We start from the raw sequence: 19,944 nt of genomic DNA on the forward strand, positions 1-19,944 counted from the left end.
ATCTTTTTTATTGAAATTTTTTTAATAAGTTAATTACAAATCCCATTACTTTAGGATCTCTGTCAAACCATCCACCTAAACAATAGCAAAAACCTAAAACTATCCAAATTCCTAAAGTTCTAAAGAATCCATAATCAAATAAAGATCCAATAGTCACAATTCCCAAAATTAGGGCAATTATTTTGTGCTTATTTTTTTCTTTAAATTTTTTACACTCTATTTCCTTTTTTTCCCTTATGTCTAGTTTTCTCATTTCTACGTCATAGGCGGATACTTGTTTTTCTTGAGTTTTATTTTCAAGATCTAAATTTTCTTTATTTTTTTCCATAATTGTACCTACCTAATGTCTCTTTCTTGAGATTTTTCTGCCTTGTTTAGCTGAACATGAGCATTTGCATTTTCAATGCCTGTAAGCATCCTTAATCCCATTTCAACTTCCGCTTGGATTTTTCTTCCCAAGTCTTCAAAGTCTCTTTCTCCAAAAATATCGCATTTTATATTTGCTTCAACGGTTTCGCCTTTAATAATTTTAACTTTTGAATCTGTAAGTTCAGCTCCAGCAAATTTTTTTACTGCAGAATTTACAGCTGCATCCAAAGAATTTCTAGTAATAAAAATATCTCCATTATTATCTTCTACTAGATACTCACGCTTATCATTTTGATTTGCGATAATATCTATTAAAAGAATAATTGCAAAAATTAAAATAGCTATGGCAACGCCTAGAAGCACGTATCTATAGTTTTGAATTTCTAAATATGATAATAAATCATGCCTAATTCCATCGTCAACAAGAGCGACAGTTCCTAAAATCGCGGCAATTATTATTAAAACTATGGTCATAAGTGACCACAAAAATTTTTTAAATCCTCCCATATTGCCTCCTCACTATTTCTTTACCCTTGCTTTATTATTTGAAACAATTTTTTTAATTTTCTTCCAATTCCAAAGATAATTCTAACCACTTATCCTGATATCTTTGTTTTTTATCTTCAAGATTTTTTATGTTAGCAAAAGTTTCAATAACTTTTTCTTGGTCATCATAAAAACCTTCTTTGAGGCTTTCTTCTGTGAGTTGGTGAATTTTTACATCTATAGAATTTGCTTCTTTTTCCAATTTTTCTAATTTTTCTTTTATTTTTTTTATTTCAAGCCTTTTTAATTTTTTCTTTTTTTCTTCTTTTTTAATTTGGGTTTGAGTCATTTCTGGTTTTTTTTCATCTTCCATCAACTCTTCTTTTAATTTTTCTACATAGTAATCGTAATTACCCAAATATTCTTTCATATACTCCTTGTGCATATCAAGAATTTTTACTGCTATTTTATTTAGAAAATACCTATCGTGGCTTATTACAAGAACTGTTCCTTCATAAGCAATAAGAGCATCTTCCAAGGCTTCTTTTGAATCTATATCAAGATGGTTTGTAGGCTCATCCATCAAAATAAAATTGCAATCTGAAAGCATAAGTTTCAGTAAAGAAATTCTTGCTCTTTGACCTCCAGACAATTCATTTATAGGCTTATCAACCTCATCTTGATAAAACATAATTTTTGCAAGATATGACCTAATCTCATAATTTGTAAGGTCAGGATAAGCTTCTCTTATTTCTTCAAACAAGGTGTTTTCTGTATTAAGAGATTTTTGTTCTTGGTCAAAATACCCAACTTTTACGCTAGAGCCTAATTTTATTTCTCCATCATCTTTTCTTTCTTGGTTTAAAATAATTTTAAATAAAGTAGTTTTTCCTACTCCATTTTCTCCAATTATCGCAACCCTATCATTTCTATAAATATTAAAAGAAATATCTTCAAAAATTTCCTTATCATAGGATTTTTTTAGTTTATCTACACTTAATACATCAACTCCCGAAACAATTCTTGGAGTAAATCTTATATTTATTGATTCATTAAGACTTTCAGGTTTTTCAACCCTTTCCATCTTATCCAAAAGTTTTTGTCTTGATCTTGATTGAGAAATTCCTCTTTTCCTTTTTGAACCACCAAGATTTTTCAGCCTATCAATGATTTCTTCTTGCCTTTTAATTTCCTTTTGTTGGGTCTTGTAAAGGTGGTTTTGGACTTTTAAATCTTTTTTCCTTTGTTTCATAAAAGATGTATAATCGCCATCATAAATTTTTAATCCACCATTTTCTAAAAGAAATATTTTTGAAACCGTGGCATCCAAAAAATACCTATCGTGGCTTATAACTATAACCGATCCATTAAAATTTTTTACAAAATTTTCCAAAAAATTAATGGCCTTTATATCCAAGTGGTTAGTAGGCTCATCTAACAAAATAAGGTCAGGTTTTTCCAATAAAAGACAGGCAAGTTCAACCCTTGCCTTTTGTCCTCCTGATAAAAGCGAAATTTCTTTTGAAAAATCTTCTTCCCTAAAGCCCATTCCAATCAAAACCCCTCTAATTTCTGATTTATAGGAATAGCCGTTTTGTTTTTCAAATTCTTCGCTTTTTTTCGCATATTCTGTCATTATTTCTTCAAGCTTATCTGGATTTTTTTCCTCACTCATTTTCATTTCAAGATCTCTTAAATCTTTTTCAAGACTTATTAGGTCTTTAAAAACTTCCAAACAATAATCATATATACTTTTGTCTGACATAAGTCCTAATTGTTGTTTCAAATATCCAAGACTTACGTCGTTTGGTATATGTATATTTCCAAAATCTTTTGAGATTTCTCCTGTTAATATATTAAATAGTGTAGACTTTCCAGAACCATTATTTCCTATTAGACCAATCTTATCTCCCTTGTTTATAGTAAAGGATAAATTTGAAAATACGTCTTGGGTCGGATAGGATTTTGTTAAATTTGATACTGAAGCTACAATCATAATTTTTTAGAACATGAAATCTTCTGGTGAGTTGATAAAATATGTTAAGGTAAATAATGATTCATCTAGGTGAACATTTTCTATTACCACATTATTTTTTGTTTTTAAATCAACTGGTGCAAAATTCCAAATTCCTTTTATTCCTCCTTCACAAAGAATATCACAAACTTCTTGGGCACCTTCTTTTGGTGTTGTAATAATTCCTATATCTATTTTGTTTTTTTCCAAATATTCTTTTAATTCATCTATTGACAAAACTTCTAATTCATCTGTTGAAACTTCTTCATTTTTTTTGTCAAATACTGCTTTTACATTATAATCTAAGATTTTAAATCCTCTATATTGGAAAAGAGCGTGACCAATATTTCCATATCCGATTATTACCATAGAATATTCTTTGTTCACTCCAATAATTTTTGCAAGCTCTTGCATCAATTCTTTTACATTATATCCATAGCCTTGTTGACCAAAACAACCATAGTGATTTAAATCTTGTCTAATTTGGCTTGCAGTTAGACCTGTAATTTGTGAAAGTTCTTTAGATGAAACTCTTACAATACCTTTTTCATTAATAGCTTCTAGGTACCTATAATATTTTGGTAACCTTTTTATAACTGATAAAGAAACATTTGATCCTTTTTTCATAACAACCTCCATTAGTCATTTTTCATTTCTTTAGACTTTAATCTATTTAAAAGTATTACATTTAATAAATGAGCTATATAAACGATTATTAGTCCACTATAAAATATTTCTTGCCAATAACTTGATATTCTTTCATCTACTGCTATAAATTTTGGAATTAGTGGTGTATAAGTGCTTGCCACAAGTAGGGCATGGTAACTTAATACAGCAAATCCAATTATGCTAAGTATTGCTACAAAAATTGAATATCCTCTTGTTTGTTTTTCCATTAATATATAAAGAGGATATATCAACATAATAACCCACGAAATGATAAAGGAAATATTCCAAATATCATTTACTATTTGTGGGTTAATTTTTGTAAGGATTAGCATTAAATTAGTTATAAAAACCACTAATATTGATAAAAGCAGAGAGGTTGAAAGAAATCTTTCAAATCTCTTTTTCATTTTTCCACCTTATTTGTTGTTTTTTTTAGATTTATATCTTAAATTATTATCTAAGATTCTTTTTCTAATTCTTAAATTATGTGGAGTGATTTCTATTAACTCATCTTCTTCCACAAATTCCATCATTTCTTCTACGCTCATAATTTTTGCAGGAGAAAGTACAAGAGCTTCGTCAGCTGCTGATGCCCTGACGTTGGTTTGTTTTTTCTTTTTACAAACATTTACGTCAATATCTATTCCCTTGGCATTTGATCCTATAACTTCACCTTCATAAACTTCATCTTGAGGTTTTACAAAAAGTTGTCCTCTTGATTGGGCTGCGTGAAGTCCATAAGTTGTGGCAACTCCTGTTTCAAAAGAAATAAGTGAACCTGCTTGTCTTTTTGCTATATCTCCCTTATATCTCTCGTATGAATCAAATTCTGTATTTAAAACTCCTGTTCCTTTTGTATCTGTCAAAAATTCTTGCCTGTAACCTATAAGTCCTCTTGCAGGAATTTTAAATACCATTCTTGTATAACCTGATGAATTTGGAGCCATATCTATTAATTCTCCCTTACGAAGACCCAATTTTTCAATTATTGCTCCTGTATATTCTTGATCAACATCAATTGTTGCAAGTTCAATTGGTTCTAATTTTTTACCATTTTCATCTTTTTTGAACATAACTTCAGGTTTTGAAACTTGGAATTCGTAGCCTTCTCTTCTTAAATTTTCTATCAAAACTGAAAGATGAAGCTCTCCTCTTCCTGAAACCTTGAAAGATTCTGTTGAGTCAGTTGGTTCAACCCTTAATGAAACATCTGTTTCTTTTTCTTTAAATAACCTATCTCTAATATGTCTACTTGTTACATAATCTCCATCACGTCCTGCAAAGGGTGAATTATTTACTGAAAAGGTCATTGAAAGTGTTGGCTCAGAAATTTTTGTAAATTCTATTGGCTCCATATCATTTTCAGTACAAATTGTATCTCCAATATTTATATCTTCCATTCCTGATAGGGCTACAATTGAACCAAAATCCGCTTTTTCTACTTCACTTCTTTGAAGACCTTCAAATTCATAAATTGTAACAATTTTTGATTTTACTTTTCTATCCTTGTCATTATAATTTACAATTATGCAAGAATCATTTTTATTTATTTGTCCACTTTCAACTTTTCCAATTGCTATTCTTCCAAGATAATTGTCATAATCTGTTGTTGAAACCAAAACTTTAAATGGAGCATTTTCTTTAGCTTCAAAGGCTGGAGTGTAATCAATTATTGTATCCAAAAGATCTGTCATATCTTTTTTTTCTTCACCAAATTCTAGACTTGCCCAGCCTTCTTTTGCTGATGCAAAAACAAATGGTGAATCAAGATATGATTCGTCAGCTTCAAGAGAAATAAATAAATCTAAAACTTCATCCATTACTTCTTCAACTCTTTGGTCAGGTCTGTCTACTTTATTTATACAAATAATTGCAGGTAAATTTAAATCAATTGCCTTTCTCAAAACAAATTTTGTTTGAGGCATTGGACCTTCACGACTATCTACAACCAAAACTACAGCTTCAGCCATATTTAAAACTCTCTCAACCTCTCCACCAAAATCGGCGTGGCCTGGAGTGTCAATTATATTTATTTTTGTTCCTTTGTAATTAATTGCGGTATTTTTTGAAAGAATTGTAATTCCTCTTTCCTTTTCAATAGAATTTGAATCCATAACTCTTTCGTCAACTTGTTGGTTTTCTCTAAAAATTCCGCTAGTTTTTAAAAGTCCATCAACCAAGGTTGTTTTACCATGGTCAACATGGGCAATTATAGCTACATTTCTTATATCTTCACGTTTCATCAAATCACTTCTTTCTTAACTAAATTAAACTATTTATTCATCAATTTATTATATCATATGTGATAAGATTATCAATAAATAACAAAAAAAATACTTGATAAAACAAACTTACCAAGTATTATATATATAATTTTCTCTTGGAATCTCTTTTTAAAAAAGCGATTATGATATTATCTTTAATAATTAGCTCATCTGCTAAACTATAAACAAGTTTAATTCCCCTACCATGATCATGAAGTCCGTCATTTTCAAAAAGATAATCAATGCCATCTCCCTCATCTTTTACTTTTATAAGGCAAAATTCATCATCCATCATAAAAGTTGTGTCAATAATTTTATCATAATCACACCTATTTCCATGTTCGTAGGAATTTATTATAAGTTCATCCAAAATTAATCTTATTTTAAAAATTAAATTTTCGTCTATATTTTTATTTTTTAAATTTAAAACAAGCCCGTCCCTAAATTTTTTTATCATTTTTAGGTCAGTCGGCATTGTGTTTCTAATAAGCTCCATCTTATCCCTCTTCTCTTGATACTAAATATATACCCAAATAAGAATTAAGTATCTAGCAATTTTAAAAAATTTGTCAAATTTTGTACAATTTCTTAAATTATTGATTTTTTTTATTTTGTAGTATAATGTAAATATAACAAATGAAAGGAGAATATTATGAAATACGTATGTACAGCTTGTGGATATATCTATGATCCTGCAAAAGGAGATCCAGATAACGGAATCGACGCAGGAACAGAATTCAACGATCTTCCAGAAGATTGGGTTTGCCCAGTTTGTGGAGTAGGTAAAGATATGTTCGAAGAACAAGAATAAGATTTTTTAAAAGGGAGGCCTTGGCCTCTCTTTTTTCTAAGTCCGTATTAAAAACTAATTATGAAATATTTTTTAAGAAAATATAGTAAAGAAATTAAAATATTAATAAGCCTTGGACTTTCGATTTTATTTTTAAGTTTTCTTTATAAATTGTATAAACTTGGAATTCTAACAGATTCCGACAAATTATATGATTATATCGGAGCTTTTACATACCTTGCTCCTTTAATTTTTATAATTTTGAAGGTAATGATCGGATTTGTTCCATTTATTCCAACAACTATTTTTATAATAATTGGTTTTGCCTTATTTGGACAAAAGTTCGGTTTGTTTTTAAATTATATTACTGGCCTTATGACAGCGGTAATAAATTATACTTTAACAAGAATTTATGGAAAAAGATTTTTAAATATTTTTATTCCAAAAAAGAATCTCAAAAAATTTGAAAGTGCAAAAAGACAAAGTAGTAAAAAATTTAAAAAAATTTTATTTATAACAAGTGCAACTCCATTTGCTCCTGATAATGCCTTATCTATGGTTGCAGGTTTTAGAAAAATCAAATTTAAAGAATACATAAAAATAATGGTAGTTGCAAAATTTATAGAAATATTAATAATAGCCTACTTGATGTACCATTTAAAATTATTTTTAACTTAAAAAAGGACTGTTGCATAATGAATAAATCATTCATAGTTTTGCAACAGCCCCTTTTTTATATATTCATTGCTTTTTCCCAAAAATATAGATAAAGCGATGTGAACACACCGAGATTATTTTCATCTAACCAAGGTTTTCTTTTTCCACAAAAATGCAAAAAGCAAGTGTTGGAAATTATATAGGATAAATTATACTTTTTATCTTTTAATTTATAAGCCAAATATCTTCTTGCATCATAATTATATTTTATCTCGTCAATTTTTATTATTTTATTTCTAAAAACAACATTCAAAAGGTCTTGATCTGGCATTACTAGCCCCAAAGATTTGGTGTTTTTTACATAATTTAAAACTTCTTTTTCATAAATTTTACTATTTCTTGCTAGCTTTAAGTTTATCATCAAAATTCCAGAATTAAAATAATTGTCTATATCTTTTAATCCACTTGAAATAGATAATCTGGCTACATTTGCAGATTGAACCGTTGGAATAGTATGGGTTGCTGCTGCAAAATAATTCTCTTTTAAATCCATATTATAAAGCTTTTCGCAAGAATTCAAAACTAAGATATCAGGATCTAAATATAAAATTTTATCTAAATTTTCTGGCAAATATTTATATGCAAGAAGCCTATAATACATCTCTTCTGTATAATAGAAAGTTGTTTTTGCATTTGAAAAAAGATTTTTAACTTTTATCGGATTTAATTTTGCCTTATCCAAGCTTGCTTTTTTTACAAATTTTTCAAGTTCTTTTATTTTTTCATCTCTTATATCCTTATAAATCAAATAAACTTCAAAATTTGTATCATTACTTTTGAATAATGAATATAGCATAGTTTTTAAAGGATTTATATAATTTTCATCACAAGAAACTAATATATTCATAGTTTTCCCTTTCTATTGAAGATCTGTAGTATAAAATCCCTTGCCTATTATTGATGAAGTGTCTAGAACTGTTATAAAGCAACGGGGATCTATTTCTTTTATATATTTTCTAAATAAAACCGCCTCGTAATCATTTGTTACACATAAAAATACTGATTGGTCTTTTTTGTAATATAGGCCTGTTCCTTCTAATACAGTTGCCGACCTATTTAATTTGTCCCTAATAAATACACTTATTTCTTCTTGCTTTGATGTTATTATTAAAAATAGTTTGGCAGTATTGAATGATTTTATAAATTCATTTACTACAAGTCCTTTCATCAAAAGTCCAAGACATGATAGGAGTCCTATTTCTACTCCAAAAATTTTTATTGATAATAGGGTCAAAATGGAATCTCCTATCAAAAGTGATTTACCTATATTTAAATTTGTGTATTTATTTATAATCATGGCAATTATATCTGTGCCCCCGCTTGAGGCTGCTAAATTAAATAAAATTGATGAGCCTAGGGCTGGTATTAAAACTGCACAAAATAATTCCAACAGTTTATTATCTGTAAAGGGAGTTGTATGGGGAATTATTTTACTAAGAAAAAGAGCTGTCAAGGAATTTAGTATGGATACATAGCCTGTTTTCATTACAAATTTTTTTCCTAAAATAAAATATGCCACAACCAACAAAGTCACGTTTAAAATTAAAGTTATAAGAGCAGGGGAAAGAGGAAGGCTATTTGAAAGCAGTATGGATGCCCCCTCTACTCCACCTATTACAAAATGGTTGGGATATTTAAAAAAATGTGTGCCGTTTGCCATAAGTATTGCAGCAAAACTCATTAGGAAAAATTTTTTTCTATTACTTAAGGGCTCGTGGGCAAATTTATCTTTTTGCTTATCTTTTCTTAAAATTTTTATTGCAGCATTTCTTTCAAGTATATGTCTAATTTTTTCTTTTTCCGAAAGCTCATTAGGATCTATTTTTTCTTTCATTTTAAATTTTTTTAATCCTCCAAGTTTATAAAAAAAAAGCCTAGCGGCTTTTTTTTAATCATTTGAATAATTATCAAAATACCCTTGAATAAGAACAACAGGAGTTCCCTTATCTCCAGAACCTGATGTTAAATCGCAAAGTGATCCTAAAAGATCTGTGATTTGTCTAGGTGTTGTTCCTAGTGTTTCATCACTTCCTTTTAAGTCTTCTGCTTTTTGAGAAATTCTTTCTCTCATTTTTGCGGTTCTTTCATCAATTGATAAATCTTTTAATTCATTATCAGCTATATATTTTATTTTGATTTCGTTTGGTGTTCCAGAAAGTCCTTTTGTAAAGGCTGGGGAAACAACTGGATCTGCAAGTTCCCAAATTTTTCCTACTGGATCTTTGAAGGCACCGTCACCGTAGATCATAACTTCAACTTCTTTATTATATTTTTCAATAAGTTTTTTTTGAAGTTCATCTACAAATTTTTGTCCATCTCTTGGGAATAATTTTACTACATCGTCTGTAGAAAGATTTGATCCAAGTAAACCGTAATCTTCGTTATAGCCTGATCCATCAACTGATTGTGTCATTATTTCATCAAGTCCATAAACTTCTTTTGCTCCAGATTTTTCTAGAAGTTTTTTTGTTAAATCTCTAGTATGAATTTGGCAAACTAAAACACTTTTTGTAAATTTTAGTACATCTTTTGGATTATTAAAGAAATGAACCTCACTGTTTTTTGCCATTTCTTTGTAAAGTGAAATATAGTCAACTCCAGTAAATTGATGTTTGTAATCTCCTGCAAGTTTTCTAAATTCTTCTTCTGATAAAATATCTGAATAAGGATTTACATCACTTTCAAATAAATCCATTCTGTCCATAATGTAGTTTCCTACTTCATCTTGTGGATAAGATAAGCAAATGTGAAGTTTTTTTCCACTCAAAGCAAAAGCTTTTAGCATTATTGAAAATCTATTTCTACTTAAAATTGGAAATAGTATTGCTATTTCATCTTCTTTAAATTTGTTGTTGATGTCTTTAGCAATTTGTTCACAACTTGCATAATTTCCTTGAGCTCTTGCTACAAGGGATTCTGTAATGCAAACTACATCCTTATCGTTTATTTCGATATTTTTTGATTCGACAGCCTTATTTACGCTATCAAATACAATATCTACTAAGTTATCTCCTGTCTCAATAATAGGTGTCCTAACACCCATTGATACTGTTCCTATTAATCTATCCATACATGCTCCTTCCTCACGTATTATACATTAATTTTTTTAAAAAATAAAGTTAAAATTTTATTTTTTTTACGATTTTATTTTTTGTTTTTTCTTGCATTTTGGGCATTTGACAATTATTTTTCCTTTGCCTTTAGGAATACGTAATTCTTGTCCACATGATTTACATTTAATATACTTATATTTTTTATCTCCAAATATTTTCCTTTTAATTTTTCCATATTCTTTTTGAATTGGATTTAAAAATTTTAATTTAAAAATATAATTTTCACTATTTCTTTTTATTTCGTTTGTTGATATAGTCCTAAAAATCGCATAAAAAACTATAGCTAAGGGAAGAGCTTGCAAAAATTCAATTTTTGCAAAATAATTTATTAGCATAAGTCCTATTGCGAACCAAACTAGGCCTATAGAAAACTCATCAATTCCATGTCGTTTTTTCAAAATTAAACACCTTCTACTAATTCTTTCATTATTTTTGATATATCTCCTTTTAAAAGATAATCTGCTTTATTATCTTTTGGGGTAGGATCTCTATTTATAACTACAAGTTTATTTCCCCTATAAAAATCTATTAATCCTGCTGCAGGATAAACAACCAAACTTGTTCCTCCAACTATTAAAACATCTGCCTCGCTGATTAATTTTACCGCATAGCTTATGTTGTCATTATTTAAACTTTCTCCATACAAAACAATATCTGGTCTAACAACTGATCCACACTCATCGCATTTTACTAAATCTTTAAATTTTTTTACATAAGATAAATCGAAATTTTTCCCACAAGATGTGCAATAATAATCTCTTAAATTTCCGTGAAGCTCAATTACATTTTTACTTCCTGCTTCTTGGTGAAGGGAATCTATATTTTGAGTAATAATTCCCTTTAGCTTTCCTTCTTTTTCAAGTTTTGTTAAAGCAAGGTGGCAGTCATTTGGTTTTATTCCTTCAATCATCAAATTTTCTTTTGCGTATTCCATAAATTCGTCTGGATGATTTACGAAAAATTCATGGCTTAGCATATATTCTGGTGAGTATGATGAATTATTTTCTCTATTATAAAGTCCTGTCGCAGACCTAAAATCTGGAACTCCGGATGCGGTTGATACTCCTGCTCCTCCAAAAAATACAATATTATTTGACTCTTTTATTATTTTTTTGACTTCATTAATTTTATCATCCATAATATCTCCTTACTATGACTATACCCTACTTCTGCTTTTTAAATTTATTATCAATGCTTGCCCCAAAAAATGCTCCGATTACAGCACAAGCAACCGATACCATTTCTTTATTTGGAAAATTGTAGGCATTGTTTAAAATTATTGATATAATTACTCCTCCAATTATCCCTAAATACATATTTTTGTTCATAACTTCCTCACGATAAGTCTAAATCTTTTTTTAGTATTTTTGCATTTATCCAAAATAATCCTAGAAATATCAAAATATAATAAATAAATCCTGTAAGATTTATATAGGCTTCTCCCTGATATTTTACATATGAATAAACAAAAGCCATATAATTATAATTTTTTAAAACAATTTTATTACTTAAAAGCAAAAAATTTTTATTTATAAAAAAGCCTATAGCAAAAATCAATCCTGTAATTATAAAAATCACGAAGGCTGATGTTTTTCTTCTAAATATAAACCTATCCAATTGCATATAAAAAAATATTAGCATAGAAAAAATATTTACTAAGTTCGTTGTAAAAACTAATGACAAAAGAGTCTTTGTATTTAGGTATTTTCCTACTATATAAAATAAAAAAACTGACAAAAACACCAAAAGCCAATAGAAAATATTTATCACTACAAGCTTTGCCCCTATAAATTCTTTTGCACTTATGGGAAGTGAGAATGTAAGTATTGACCTATTTGTATAAAGGTCCTTGTAAAATGTATTTATAATAAAATAGGAGATGGTTAGGATAAATACTACAAGTACAATAATTTCAATTGAATTTAAAGCTGAATTTATTTCAAGAGATCTTGAAAATGCTCCTATAGTTTTTATTGATAAAAGTGATATTAGAAGAATTACAAAACTTGCAATTGTTGAGATAAAAAATTTCATATTTGATTTTACATCATATTTTAAATATTTTCTCATATCCTTCTCCTAAAAATCTATCTTTTCTTCTATCAAAAATACATTGTAGAAAAATGTAACTGCTATTATTAAAACAGAAAAAACCAACATCCAAATATTAATCCCCAAAATTTTTCCATCGACTCCATTATAAAGCATGGATATATCAAGGCCGTTTATGTTGATTATTCTTTGTATTGAAAAATCTTTAAATTTTAAAATAATGGGACTTATTGTATAAATATTTCTTAAAAGCCAAACAATTATTGTAAATAAAACAATGGATAAAACCACCGAAACAAAGGAATAATACCTTCTAAAAATTTGTACTTTTGAAAGTGTAATTCCAAAAACCAAAAGTAGGTAGGCTATGGAATAATAAATTTCACAAACAAAAACATAAAGCATTAGAACTTTTAAGGAAATATTATTTAAGCTTTCATTAATTCCCAAAAATTTTGTAGTCAAAATTAGAGAGCCAACAAAAATTACTAGGCTTAAAAATCCAAAAATCAAACTTGCCAAAAATTTTGCAAAAATTATCTTACTTGCCGAAATATTTATGGTAAAGGTAATGTAGGATGACTTATCAAAAATATCTCTTTTATATCTTACGGTAAAAAATATCAAAGATATTGATAAAATTATTATGGCAAGGGCTACTAGTAGAATAAAAAATGAAGTAGTCTTATTTTCCATATCAAAGCTATTAAATTTGTAAAATATGCCAAGTAAGGCTTGAGAAATTATGGCGAAAATTGCCATAATTAAGAAAAATCCTCTTGATCTTTTTAATTCATATTTCAAAAACTTAATCATATTACAAAAATTTCCTTATACAAATCTACCATTTGCTTTTTATATTTATCCCTTAAATCTTCAGCATCTTCTTCCAAAAGAATTTGTCCTCTTTGGATAAAGGCAGCTCTGTCAAAAAGATTTTCCAAATCTCCAATTTGATGGGTTGTGATAATAATTGTCCTACCTATATCTACAGTTTTTATTATTGCAGATAAAATCATATCCTTGGCAATTGGATCAACTCCCTCAATAGGTTCATCCAAAATATATAATTTTGTATCACGAGAAAGAGTCAAAGCCAAAAGAAGTCTTTCCTTCATTCCCTTTGACAATTTATCAGAATAGCCCTCTTTTGGAATTTTCATAAATTCAAAAAGTTCCTTGCAAACTCTCATATTAAAATCATCATAAAAATCCCTATAAAGATTTACCGTATCTTCAATCGTCAAATTATCATAAAGATGGTAGGCATCAGGAAGGTAGGAAATAATTTTTTTAGTTTCAACGCCAACTTCTTTCCCATCTATTAAAATTTCCCCATCATTTGGCTTAATAAGACCCATAATACATTTTAAAAGAGTAGTTTTTCCCGAGCCATTTGGGCCCATAAGTCCCAAAATTTTTCCTCTTTCAAGTTTTAAATTTATACCATCAAGCACGTTTTTTTTGCCGTAAGTTTTTTTCAAATTTTTAATTTCTAATATATTATCCATTTGCACTCATCCTCAAAGCCACAAAATCATAAACCCCCTCGTTGGAAATTCCAATTGAATTCATATTTTTCAAAAATTCATTCAAATATCCATTTGCAAATTCAACAATTAGGGCATTTTTCTTATTTTCATCAATTTTCATATAATAATAATCACTTTTTGCCTCAATCAAATCCTCATCCAAAAGTCTTTGGTAGGTTTTATCGACATAAGAAGGATTTACCCTAAATTTATTAATAAGAAATTCCTTCTCATAAAATTTATCCCCATTTTTTAGAAAATTATTAATAATATTTTTGGCAACAAAGTTTCTAATTTCATTATTTACTGACCTATCTTCCATATTTGCTCCTTTAATCTACTATATTAAGCTTAGATAAAAAATCAATTTCCAAAAGAAAATCAAGACTTACCTTCATAAAACATGACAAAAATTTCTCCCCATATTGACCCAAATTATTGTAAATTTCTTGGTAATTTTCAATAATTATTTTCTCATCAACCATAGAAAGAGCATCAAAAAGACCGTCAAGATTATTAACCTCATACTCAAAATCAATTTTTTCATTCAAATAAGAAAAGGCCTCATCCCTTGACTTAAATTTATTTCCATCCAAAAAAATCATCTATTTCTCCTCAGTAAAACTTTCGTAGTGGTCAGATGTATAAAAAATATTAAAATCTTCATCATAAATTAATCTTTCACTACCACGTCTTCCGCCAAAATAATTTACATCACACTCCTTGTAATTAGCCTTTGGAAGTTTATTTTCAAAATTTCCAAAATAATCACCACCAATTACTCCCTTGTCGGTAACTTCCCACAAATTTCCCTTTTTAGGAATCCATCCAAGTTTTCTCGCCTCTTTTTTCGTCAAAAAATTTGGAGGAAGTTTTTTATATGCCTTAATATAATCAACTACATCATCTTTTTTATAATAAGCCTTGTCTTCAAGAAGACTTGTGCATTCAACTGCTTCATTAGAATTAATATTTTCATGCCTTACACATCCGCTAAAAGCAAAAATAAGAAAAAAGCTTAAAATAAATTTATAAAAAATCTTTTTAATTTTCATTTAATTTCTCCTTTGCTATAATTATATCAGAAAGGATAAAAATATGAATGTATTAATATCAAGATGTCTTTTGGGAATAAATTGTCGCTACGACGGAAAAAATAACGAAATTAAAAATTTAAAAGAAAAATTTCCCCAAGTAAATTTCATAGATGTCTGCCCAGAAGTAGATTCTGGAATGAAAACACCAAGAAAACCATGTGAGATAAAAAATTCTAGAGTAATAAATGTTGATGGGAAAGATTTTACAAAAAATTTCAAAAAAGGCGGACAAATCGCCCTAGAAATTTGTAAGAAAAATAATATAAAAATCGCCCTCTTAAAAGCAAAATCCCCATCTTGTGGAAAAGATTTGATTTATGATGGAAATTTTAATAAAAATTTAATAAAAGGCGACGGAATAACTTGCCAAATCTTAAAGAAAAATGGTATAATTATTTTCAGTGAGAAAGAAATCGAAGATTTTTATGCTTACTTATCAGCTAAATTAAGCGAATCTTACAAAAATTAAAAAACTTTTAAAAAAGATTTGACAAATAATTTTAAAGCTGGTATATTATATATTGTCGTTAGGACATCGGGGTGTGGCGCAGCTTGGTAGCGCGCGTGGTTTGGGACCATGAGGCCGAAGGTTCGAATCCTTTCACCCCGACCATTTTTTTGCAAGCTAAAGCTTGCTTTTTTAGTTGTAATACGTAAATTTTCCCTTTTAAAAACGCACCGAGCGGTGCTTTTTTTATGCCTATTTTTAAAAATAAATTCTTTAGTAATAAAAAAAGAAAAACAACTCATAGCAAATTTTATAAATAGATCTCTACACTCCCTCATACTAAAACATGTTTGTTTCATAAACTCTCCAGTGCTACAACACGTTGAGACTGTAGTATTGATATCAAGAAAATAGGATAATAGCATATAAAAGCATTAAAATGAATAGCTTTTAGGATTTAAAAAAATCTTAAAAGCTATTTTTTATTAGAAAAAAACTTGTGGGAAAATCAAATCATGAAAGTCATAGTTTTTGTATCTTTTGTTAAAGTATTTTAATATTTGGGTAGAACTATAAAAATAAGGAAATAGTCATTATGATTATTATAAATTTTTTTATTATTAATTAGAAAATAGTAAATTGCTAGTAAATATAGGTAAATAGAATTTTAGACACAACAAAAAAATTTGCTATATAAAAAATTAAATTAGGAGAAACTAATGCAAACTTGTAATTATTGTAAGGAAACAGGGAAGTGTCTATCTAAAATCAAACTTTTTAATAAGCTTGGTGTAGATGAATCAAAAAATATTTATTTATCAGCGGTTCATAAGGATTTAAAAAGAGGTCAAAGTTTATTTTTTTATGGAGATCTAGTAGATAAAATTATTGTAATTAGGTATGGGGAAATTAAATCCTCAACCTATGATGATAAGGGGAGGGAAAGTATCAGTAAAATTTATGTGGAAGGTGACATTATAGGTGAGAATTCAATTTTCTTAGATAATTTCTATACATCTAATGGAGTTGCAATAGAAAATACAGGGATTTGTCAAATTGATAAGACGATTCTTAGGAAAATTTTAATCAAAGACCATGATTTTTCTTTAAACTTGATAAAATCACTAAGCAAAAAACTGCATGAAACCGAAAAACTTTTAGAAATTTTATCTATAAAAGATTCATATACTAGACTAGGTGCATTTTTGCTGTATAGAGCGAGGATGACAAATGATAGCTATATAAGTCTAAATCAAGAGAATATTGCTTCGTCAATAAATATGACTAGGGAAACCGTTTCTAGGAAATTATCTCAAATGGAAAAAGAGGGATATATCGAAAACATTGCTTATAAAAAGATAAGAATTAAAAATCTAGATGCCTTAATTAAATTAACAAATATGTAAAAGTGTGATATATAACACAGAAAATTATTAAATCTTCCTTTACAATATAATTAGCTTGAAAAAAGGAGGGTAAAATGATAGGTATTCATACGAAGATAGAAGACCTGGTTAAGGCGGATACCAATATGATTGTTTTTTTTAATAAGGAGAAGACTGACTTTTGTTGCAATGGCCATATGACTGTTGAAGAAGTTGCAAAAGAAAAAAATATAGATCCTATTATCCTTGTTAGAAAAATTCAAGATAGAATAGATACTGGTAATTCTAAAGCAAAAGAAATTATAGACTTATATGATTTTAAAGAACTTAGAATAGGAGAGATGATAGATTCTATATTAATTGATCACCATAAAAAAGAAAGGGATTTATTATTTGAAATAGATCCTTTATTAAATAAAATCCTATCTGTTCATTTCGCACGTCATGGCGAGGAATTGATGAAGCTACATTCTCTTTTTGCAGATCTTAAGAAGGAATTAGAAGAACACTTTGTTAAAGAAGAAGAAATAACTTTTCCACTAATGTTAGAAAATGAATCACTTAGCCGAGAAGTAATCAAAAAAGTTGAAGAATTAGAAACTGACCATGAAGAGGCGGAAGATATTATCAAGGAAATAATAGAACTAACCGATTGGTTTAAAGTACCAAAAGATGCCTGTAGATCATATATCCATACTTTTGATTTGCTAGAAGAATTAGTAAAAGACGTTTTTGTGCATATATTTAAAGAAAACTCTATAATGTTTGAAAAATTTAGAAATAAGGAGAGAAAGTAATGAAAAAACAAATAAAAAACAACGTATATTGGGTCGGCAAAATCGATTGGGAGCTACAGGAATTCCATGGGAGTGAATTTTCTGTTCATCATGGCTCTAGCCAAAATGCATACCTAATACAAGAAGAAAAAACTGTATTGATTGATACAGTATGGACACCTCATAAAGAAGAATTTGTTAAAAATCTTAAAACAGAAATTGACCTAAAGGAAATTGATTACATTGTAATTAATCACGGAGAACCAGACCATTCTGGATCACTTGTAGAAATCATGGAAGAAATTCCAAACACACCGGTTTATTGTACAGCCAATGGAAAGAAATCTCTAATTGGCCAGTATCACCATCCAGAATGGGATTATAGGGTAGTTAAGACTGGTGATTCTGTGGATATAGGCAATGGCAAGCAACTAGTTTTTGTAGAAATGACCATGCTTCATTGGCCTGACTCAATGGCAACATATATGACGAGCGATAATATCTTGTTTTCAAACGATGCCTTTGGCCAACACTATGCCCTAAGTGAACTTTTCAATGACAAGGCAGATCCAACCATCCTTTGGAATGAAGCTATGAAATACTATGCGAATATATTGACACCTTTCTCAAGTTTTGCAAAAAAGAAAATAGAGGAAATTGTTGCAATGAACCTTCCTATAGATATTATAGCAACAAGCCATGGAAGCATCTGGAGAGAAAATGCCCTAGAGATAGTACAGAAATATGCTGAGTGGGCTGATAACTATAAGGAAGATCAAGTAACAGTTATCTATGATTCAATGTGGGGAGCAACTAAAAAAATAGCCCACAAAATTGCAGATGATATTAGAGAAATTTCACCTACTACGAGAACCAAAGTATTATCGGTAGCTGAAATGGATAGAAATGATATTATGACAGAAGTATTTAAGTCAAGAGCAATAGCTGTTGGTTCGCCAACAGTTGGTAGATCTGCGATTACTACTATATCTGGGTGGATACATTTTCTTCAAGAACTTAAATTCAAAGATAAGGTGGCCGGTGTCTTTGGATCATACGGCTGGTCTGGTGAAGGAAATAAAGTATTGAGAGAAGAGCTTGAAAAAGCAGGATTCCAAATTATTGATGAGGAAATAAAGGCTTCATGGATGCCAGATGATGAATTTTTGAAGGAAACTGAAAAATTCTCTAAATCTTTACTTGAAGCATCGGTTATTGAAAAAAAAGAATAACAAAACAAGTAATATTTTAAGATTTAGTTAAGACTTTATTAATTTTTATTAGTATGTTTTTAGCTTATCTTATTGAAGATGATGTATTTTAGCTAGGCCGTTATTTATTTGCAGTAGTGACTTACAAATTCTAATATTATTTACTTTTTATAAAAATGGGAACAAAAGAAGCTGTTGGGGGTATCAATAAACATACCAACCTCAACAGTTTTTTTAAATAGACAGTTCATCATAATAAATGCAACATAAAATAAACTCATAGCTAATCAGCTGTGTTAATATGTAAGTGACCAAACAAAGCACATTAAAACGAGCGATAACCACCTTACCATAGAAGAGAGAGCTTGTATCTATCAATTTTTAAATTTAGGAATGAGTATAAGGAAAATTGCACAAGCAATTAAAAGGTCATCTCGTACAATATCTCGAGAAATTAAAAGAAATTCATCTAAAATAAAAAATAGTAGTGGAGATTATACTAAGTATTTCCCAATAAAGGAAAACGACAAATATATTGATAGTCTAAAGATGTTATTGATTATTTAACTATAAAGATTAACGAACATTGGTCCCCTGAACAAATATCAAATAGAAGTACGAAAGTTATTCATCAAATACCATCTACATCAACTATATTAGGAATGTTTGTAGATCATATAGTATAAGTAATGCGACTAAAACAAGAAAATAATAATATAAACAGCTCTTTTGGGGCTGTTTTTTCTTTGCTCCAGAATGATATAATGTATTATAAGATGCTTATTTATTAACCTATTCCCACATACGAGGCTTTTTAAAAAAATTAAATTTTATCCATACTGACCATTTAGGGGTAAATATACCAAATCAAGGCACATTTACCCGGTCGAGATGGGTTACAGTTCCTTTTATTTTATTGCTAAAGTTTATATAGGGAATCTTTTCTGGTTATACAATTTTTTTAAATTAAATTTAAAAATCATTCTACTCTTTCATTAGTAATTAACGGAAAAGAAAAATA

26 protein-coding genes and 1 tRNA gene are annotated in these 19,944 nt (G+C 28.7%); 8 read left to right on the plus strand and 19 right to left on the minus strand.

The annotated features are described in order from the left end of the window. Positions 1 to 7: 7 nt before the first annotated feature. From L6653_RS07670 to L6653_RS07700, 7 genes are all read right to left on the minus strand, one after another. Entirely contained in the window at positions 8 to 328 is a 321-nt protein-coding gene (locus L6653_RS07670) for a hypothetical protein (RefSeq protein ID WP_236786450.1), read from the minus strand. An 8-nt stretch (positions 329 to 336) separates the two neighbouring features. Further along, a complete protein-coding gene (amaP, locus tag L6653_RS07675; protein ID WP_236786451.1) occupies positions 337 to 876 on the minus strand; it encodes an alkaline shock response membrane anchor protein AmaP in 540 nt (179 codons plus the stop codon). A gap of 52 nt (positions 877 to 928) precedes the next feature. Continuing rightward, positions 929 to 2,851, minus strand: a complete 1,923-nt coding sequence (gene abc-f, locus L6653_RS07680) for a ribosomal protection-like ABC-F family protein (RefSeq protein WP_236786453.1) — start codon at positions 2,849 to 2,851, stop codon at positions 929 to 931. Positions 2,852 to 2,857: 6 nt separating this feature from the next. Beyond that, a complete protein-coding gene (locus L6653_RS07685; protein WP_236786455.1) occupies positions 2,858 to 3,496 on the minus strand; it encodes a redox-sensing transcriptional repressor Rex in 639 nt (212 codons plus the stop codon). Positions 3,497 to 3,507: 11 nt separating this feature from the next. After that, positions 3,508 to 3,945, minus strand: coding sequence for a hypothetical protein (locus tag L6653_RS07690; RefSeq protein ID WP_236786456.1), 438 nt, complete (start codon positions 3,943 to 3,945; stop codon positions 3,508 to 3,510). 9 nt (positions 3,946 to 3,954) lie between these two features. Further along, complete coding sequence (typA, locus tag L6653_RS07695) at positions 3,955 to 5,781, minus strand: translational GTPase TypA (protein WP_236786458.1); 1,827 nt, start codon at positions 5,779 to 5,781, stop codon at positions 3,955 to 3,957. A gap of 118 nt (positions 5,782 to 5,899) precedes the next feature. After that, complete coding sequence (locus tag L6653_RS07700; protein ID WP_236786460.1) at positions 5,900 to 6,298, minus strand: ATP-binding protein; 399 nt, start codon at positions 6,296 to 6,298, stop codon at positions 5,900 to 5,902. A 156-nt stretch (positions 6,299 to 6,454) separates the two neighbouring features. Between L6653_RS07700 and rd the strand changes: the two genes are divergently transcribed. Together rd and L6653_RS07710 are read left to right on the plus strand one after the other, a co-directional pair. Continuing rightward, positions 6,455 to 6,613 carry a rubredoxin gene (gene rd / locus L6653_RS07705; RefSeq protein WP_049690477.1) on the plus strand — a complete coding sequence of 53 codons (159 nt, stop codon included), beginning with the start codon at positions 6,455 to 6,457 and terminating at the stop codon, positions 6,611 to 6,613. Between the two features lie 60 nt (positions 6,614 to 6,673). Then, positions 6,674 to 7,270: a VTT domain-containing protein gene (locus L6653_RS07710; protein WP_236786462.1), complete on the plus strand. Its 597-nt coding sequence runs from the start codon at positions 6,674 to 6,676 to the stop codon at positions 7,268 to 7,270. 55 nt (positions 7,271 to 7,325) lie between these two features. On the opposite strand, the gene L6653_RS07715 is transcribed toward L6653_RS07710, so the two are convergent. From L6653_RS07715 to L6653_RS07770, 12 genes are all read right to left on the minus strand, one after another. Next, positions 7,326 to 8,156: a glycosyltransferase family 8 protein gene (locus L6653_RS07715; protein ID WP_236786465.1), complete on the minus strand. Its 831-nt coding sequence runs from the start codon at positions 8,154 to 8,156 to the stop codon at positions 7,326 to 7,328. A 12-nt stretch (positions 8,157 to 8,168) separates the two neighbouring features. Further along, positions 8,169 to 9,143, minus strand: coding sequence for a YitT family protein (locus L6653_RS07720; protein WP_236786466.1), 975 nt, complete (start codon positions 9,141 to 9,143; stop codon positions 8,169 to 8,171). A 54-nt stretch (positions 9,144 to 9,197) separates the two neighbouring features. Then, entirely contained in the window at positions 9,198 to 10,379 is a 1,182-nt protein-coding gene (locus L6653_RS07725; protein ID WP_236786468.1) for a coenzyme F420-0:L-glutamate ligase, read from the minus strand. A gap of 66 nt (positions 10,380 to 10,445) precedes the next feature. Then, positions 10,446 to 10,820, minus strand: a complete 375-nt coding sequence (locus L6653_RS07730; RefSeq protein ID WP_236786470.1) for a hypothetical protein — start codon at positions 10,818 to 10,820, stop codon at positions 10,446 to 10,448. A 2-nt stretch (positions 10,821 to 10,822) separates the two neighbouring features. After that, positions 10,823 to 11,560, minus strand: a complete 738-nt coding sequence (locus L6653_RS07735; RefSeq protein WP_236786472.1) for an NAD-dependent protein deacylase — start codon at positions 11,558 to 11,560, stop codon at positions 10,823 to 10,825. Between the two features lie 25 nt (positions 11,561 to 11,585). Then, complete coding sequence (locus L6653_RS07740; RefSeq protein WP_236786474.1) at positions 11,586 to 11,750, minus strand: hypothetical protein; 165 nt, start codon at positions 11,748 to 11,750, stop codon at positions 11,586 to 11,588. Positions 11,751 to 11,757: 7 nt separating this feature from the next. Continuing rightward, positions 11,758 to 12,492 (minus strand): ABC transporter permease, encoded by a 735-nt coding sequence (locus L6653_RS07745; RefSeq protein WP_236786476.1) that lies wholly within the window; start codon positions 12,490 to 12,492, stop codon positions 11,758 to 11,760. A 9-nt stretch (positions 12,493 to 12,501) separates the two neighbouring features. Next, positions 12,502 to 13,290 (minus strand): ABC transporter permease, encoded by a 789-nt coding sequence (locus L6653_RS07750; RefSeq protein ID WP_236786478.1) that lies wholly within the window; start codon positions 13,288 to 13,290, stop codon positions 12,502 to 12,504. Beyond that, a complete protein-coding gene (locus L6653_RS07755) occupies positions 13,287 to 13,985 on the minus strand; it encodes an ABC transporter ATP-binding protein (protein WP_236786480.1) in 699 nt (232 codons plus the stop codon). Before L6653_RS07755 ends, L6653_RS07750 begins: the two co-directional genes overlap by 4 nt. Beyond that, positions 13,978 to 14,328 carry a hypothetical protein gene (locus L6653_RS07760; protein WP_236786482.1) on the minus strand — a complete coding sequence of 117 codons (351 nt, stop codon included), beginning with the start codon at positions 14,326 to 14,328 and terminating at the stop codon, positions 13,978 to 13,980. Before L6653_RS07760 ends, L6653_RS07755 begins: the two co-directional genes overlap by 8 nt. 10 nt (positions 14,329 to 14,338) lie before the next feature. Next, positions 14,339 to 14,611, minus strand: a complete 273-nt coding sequence (locus tag L6653_RS07765) for a barstar family protein (protein WP_236786484.1) — start codon at positions 14,609 to 14,611, stop codon at positions 14,339 to 14,341. Continuing rightward, entirely contained in the window at positions 14,612 to 15,061 is a 450-nt protein-coding gene (locus tag L6653_RS07770; protein WP_236786486.1) for a ribonuclease domain-containing protein, read from the minus strand. It lies immediately after the preceding gene. Between the two features lie 43 nt (positions 15,062 to 15,104). On the opposite strand from L6653_RS07770, the gene L6653_RS07775 reads away from it, so the two are divergent. The 6 genes from L6653_RS07775 (at position 15,105) to L6653_RS07800 (ending at position 19,490) form a co-directional block, all read left to right on the plus strand. Further along, positions 15,105 to 15,572, plus strand: coding sequence for a 2-thiouracil desulfurase family protein (locus L6653_RS07775; protein WP_236786487.1), 468 nt, complete (start codon positions 15,105 to 15,107; stop codon positions 15,570 to 15,572). Positions 15,573 to 15,639: 67 nt separating this feature from the next. Next, a tRNA-Pro gene (locus L6653_RS07780) sits at positions 15,640 to 15,716 on the plus strand. Between the two features lie 554 nt (positions 15,717 to 16,270). Continuing rightward, positions 16,271 to 16,957: a Crp/Fnr family transcriptional regulator gene (locus L6653_RS07785; RefSeq protein ID WP_236786490.1), complete on the plus strand. Its 687-nt coding sequence runs from the start codon at positions 16,271 to 16,273 to the stop codon at positions 16,955 to 16,957. A gap of 74 nt (positions 16,958 to 17,031) precedes the next feature. Next, positions 17,032 to 17,733: a DUF542 domain-containing protein gene (locus L6653_RS07790; RefSeq protein ID WP_236786491.1), complete on the plus strand. Its 702-nt coding sequence runs from the start codon at positions 17,032 to 17,034 to the stop codon at positions 17,731 to 17,733. Further along, on the plus strand, positions 17,733 to 18,944 hold the full coding sequence (locus tag L6653_RS07795; protein WP_256444851.1) for an oxygen-binding di-iron domain-containing protein: 1,212 nt from the start codon (positions 17,733 to 17,735) through the stop codon (positions 18,942 to 18,944). Before L6653_RS07790 ends, L6653_RS07795 begins: the two co-directional genes overlap by 1 nt. Before the next feature lie 372 nt (positions 18,945 to 19,316). After that, positions 19,317 to 19,490, plus strand: a complete 174-nt coding sequence (locus L6653_RS07800) for a helix-turn-helix domain-containing protein (RefSeq protein WP_236786497.1) — start codon at positions 19,317 to 19,319, stop codon at positions 19,488 to 19,490. Positions 19,491 to 19,944: the final 454 nt, after the last annotated feature.

This window comes from Anaerococcus ihuae (genome assembly GCF_928368155.1).
GTDB lineage: Bacteria > Bacillota > Clostridia > Tissierellales > Peptoniphilaceae > Anaerococcus > Anaerococcus ihuae.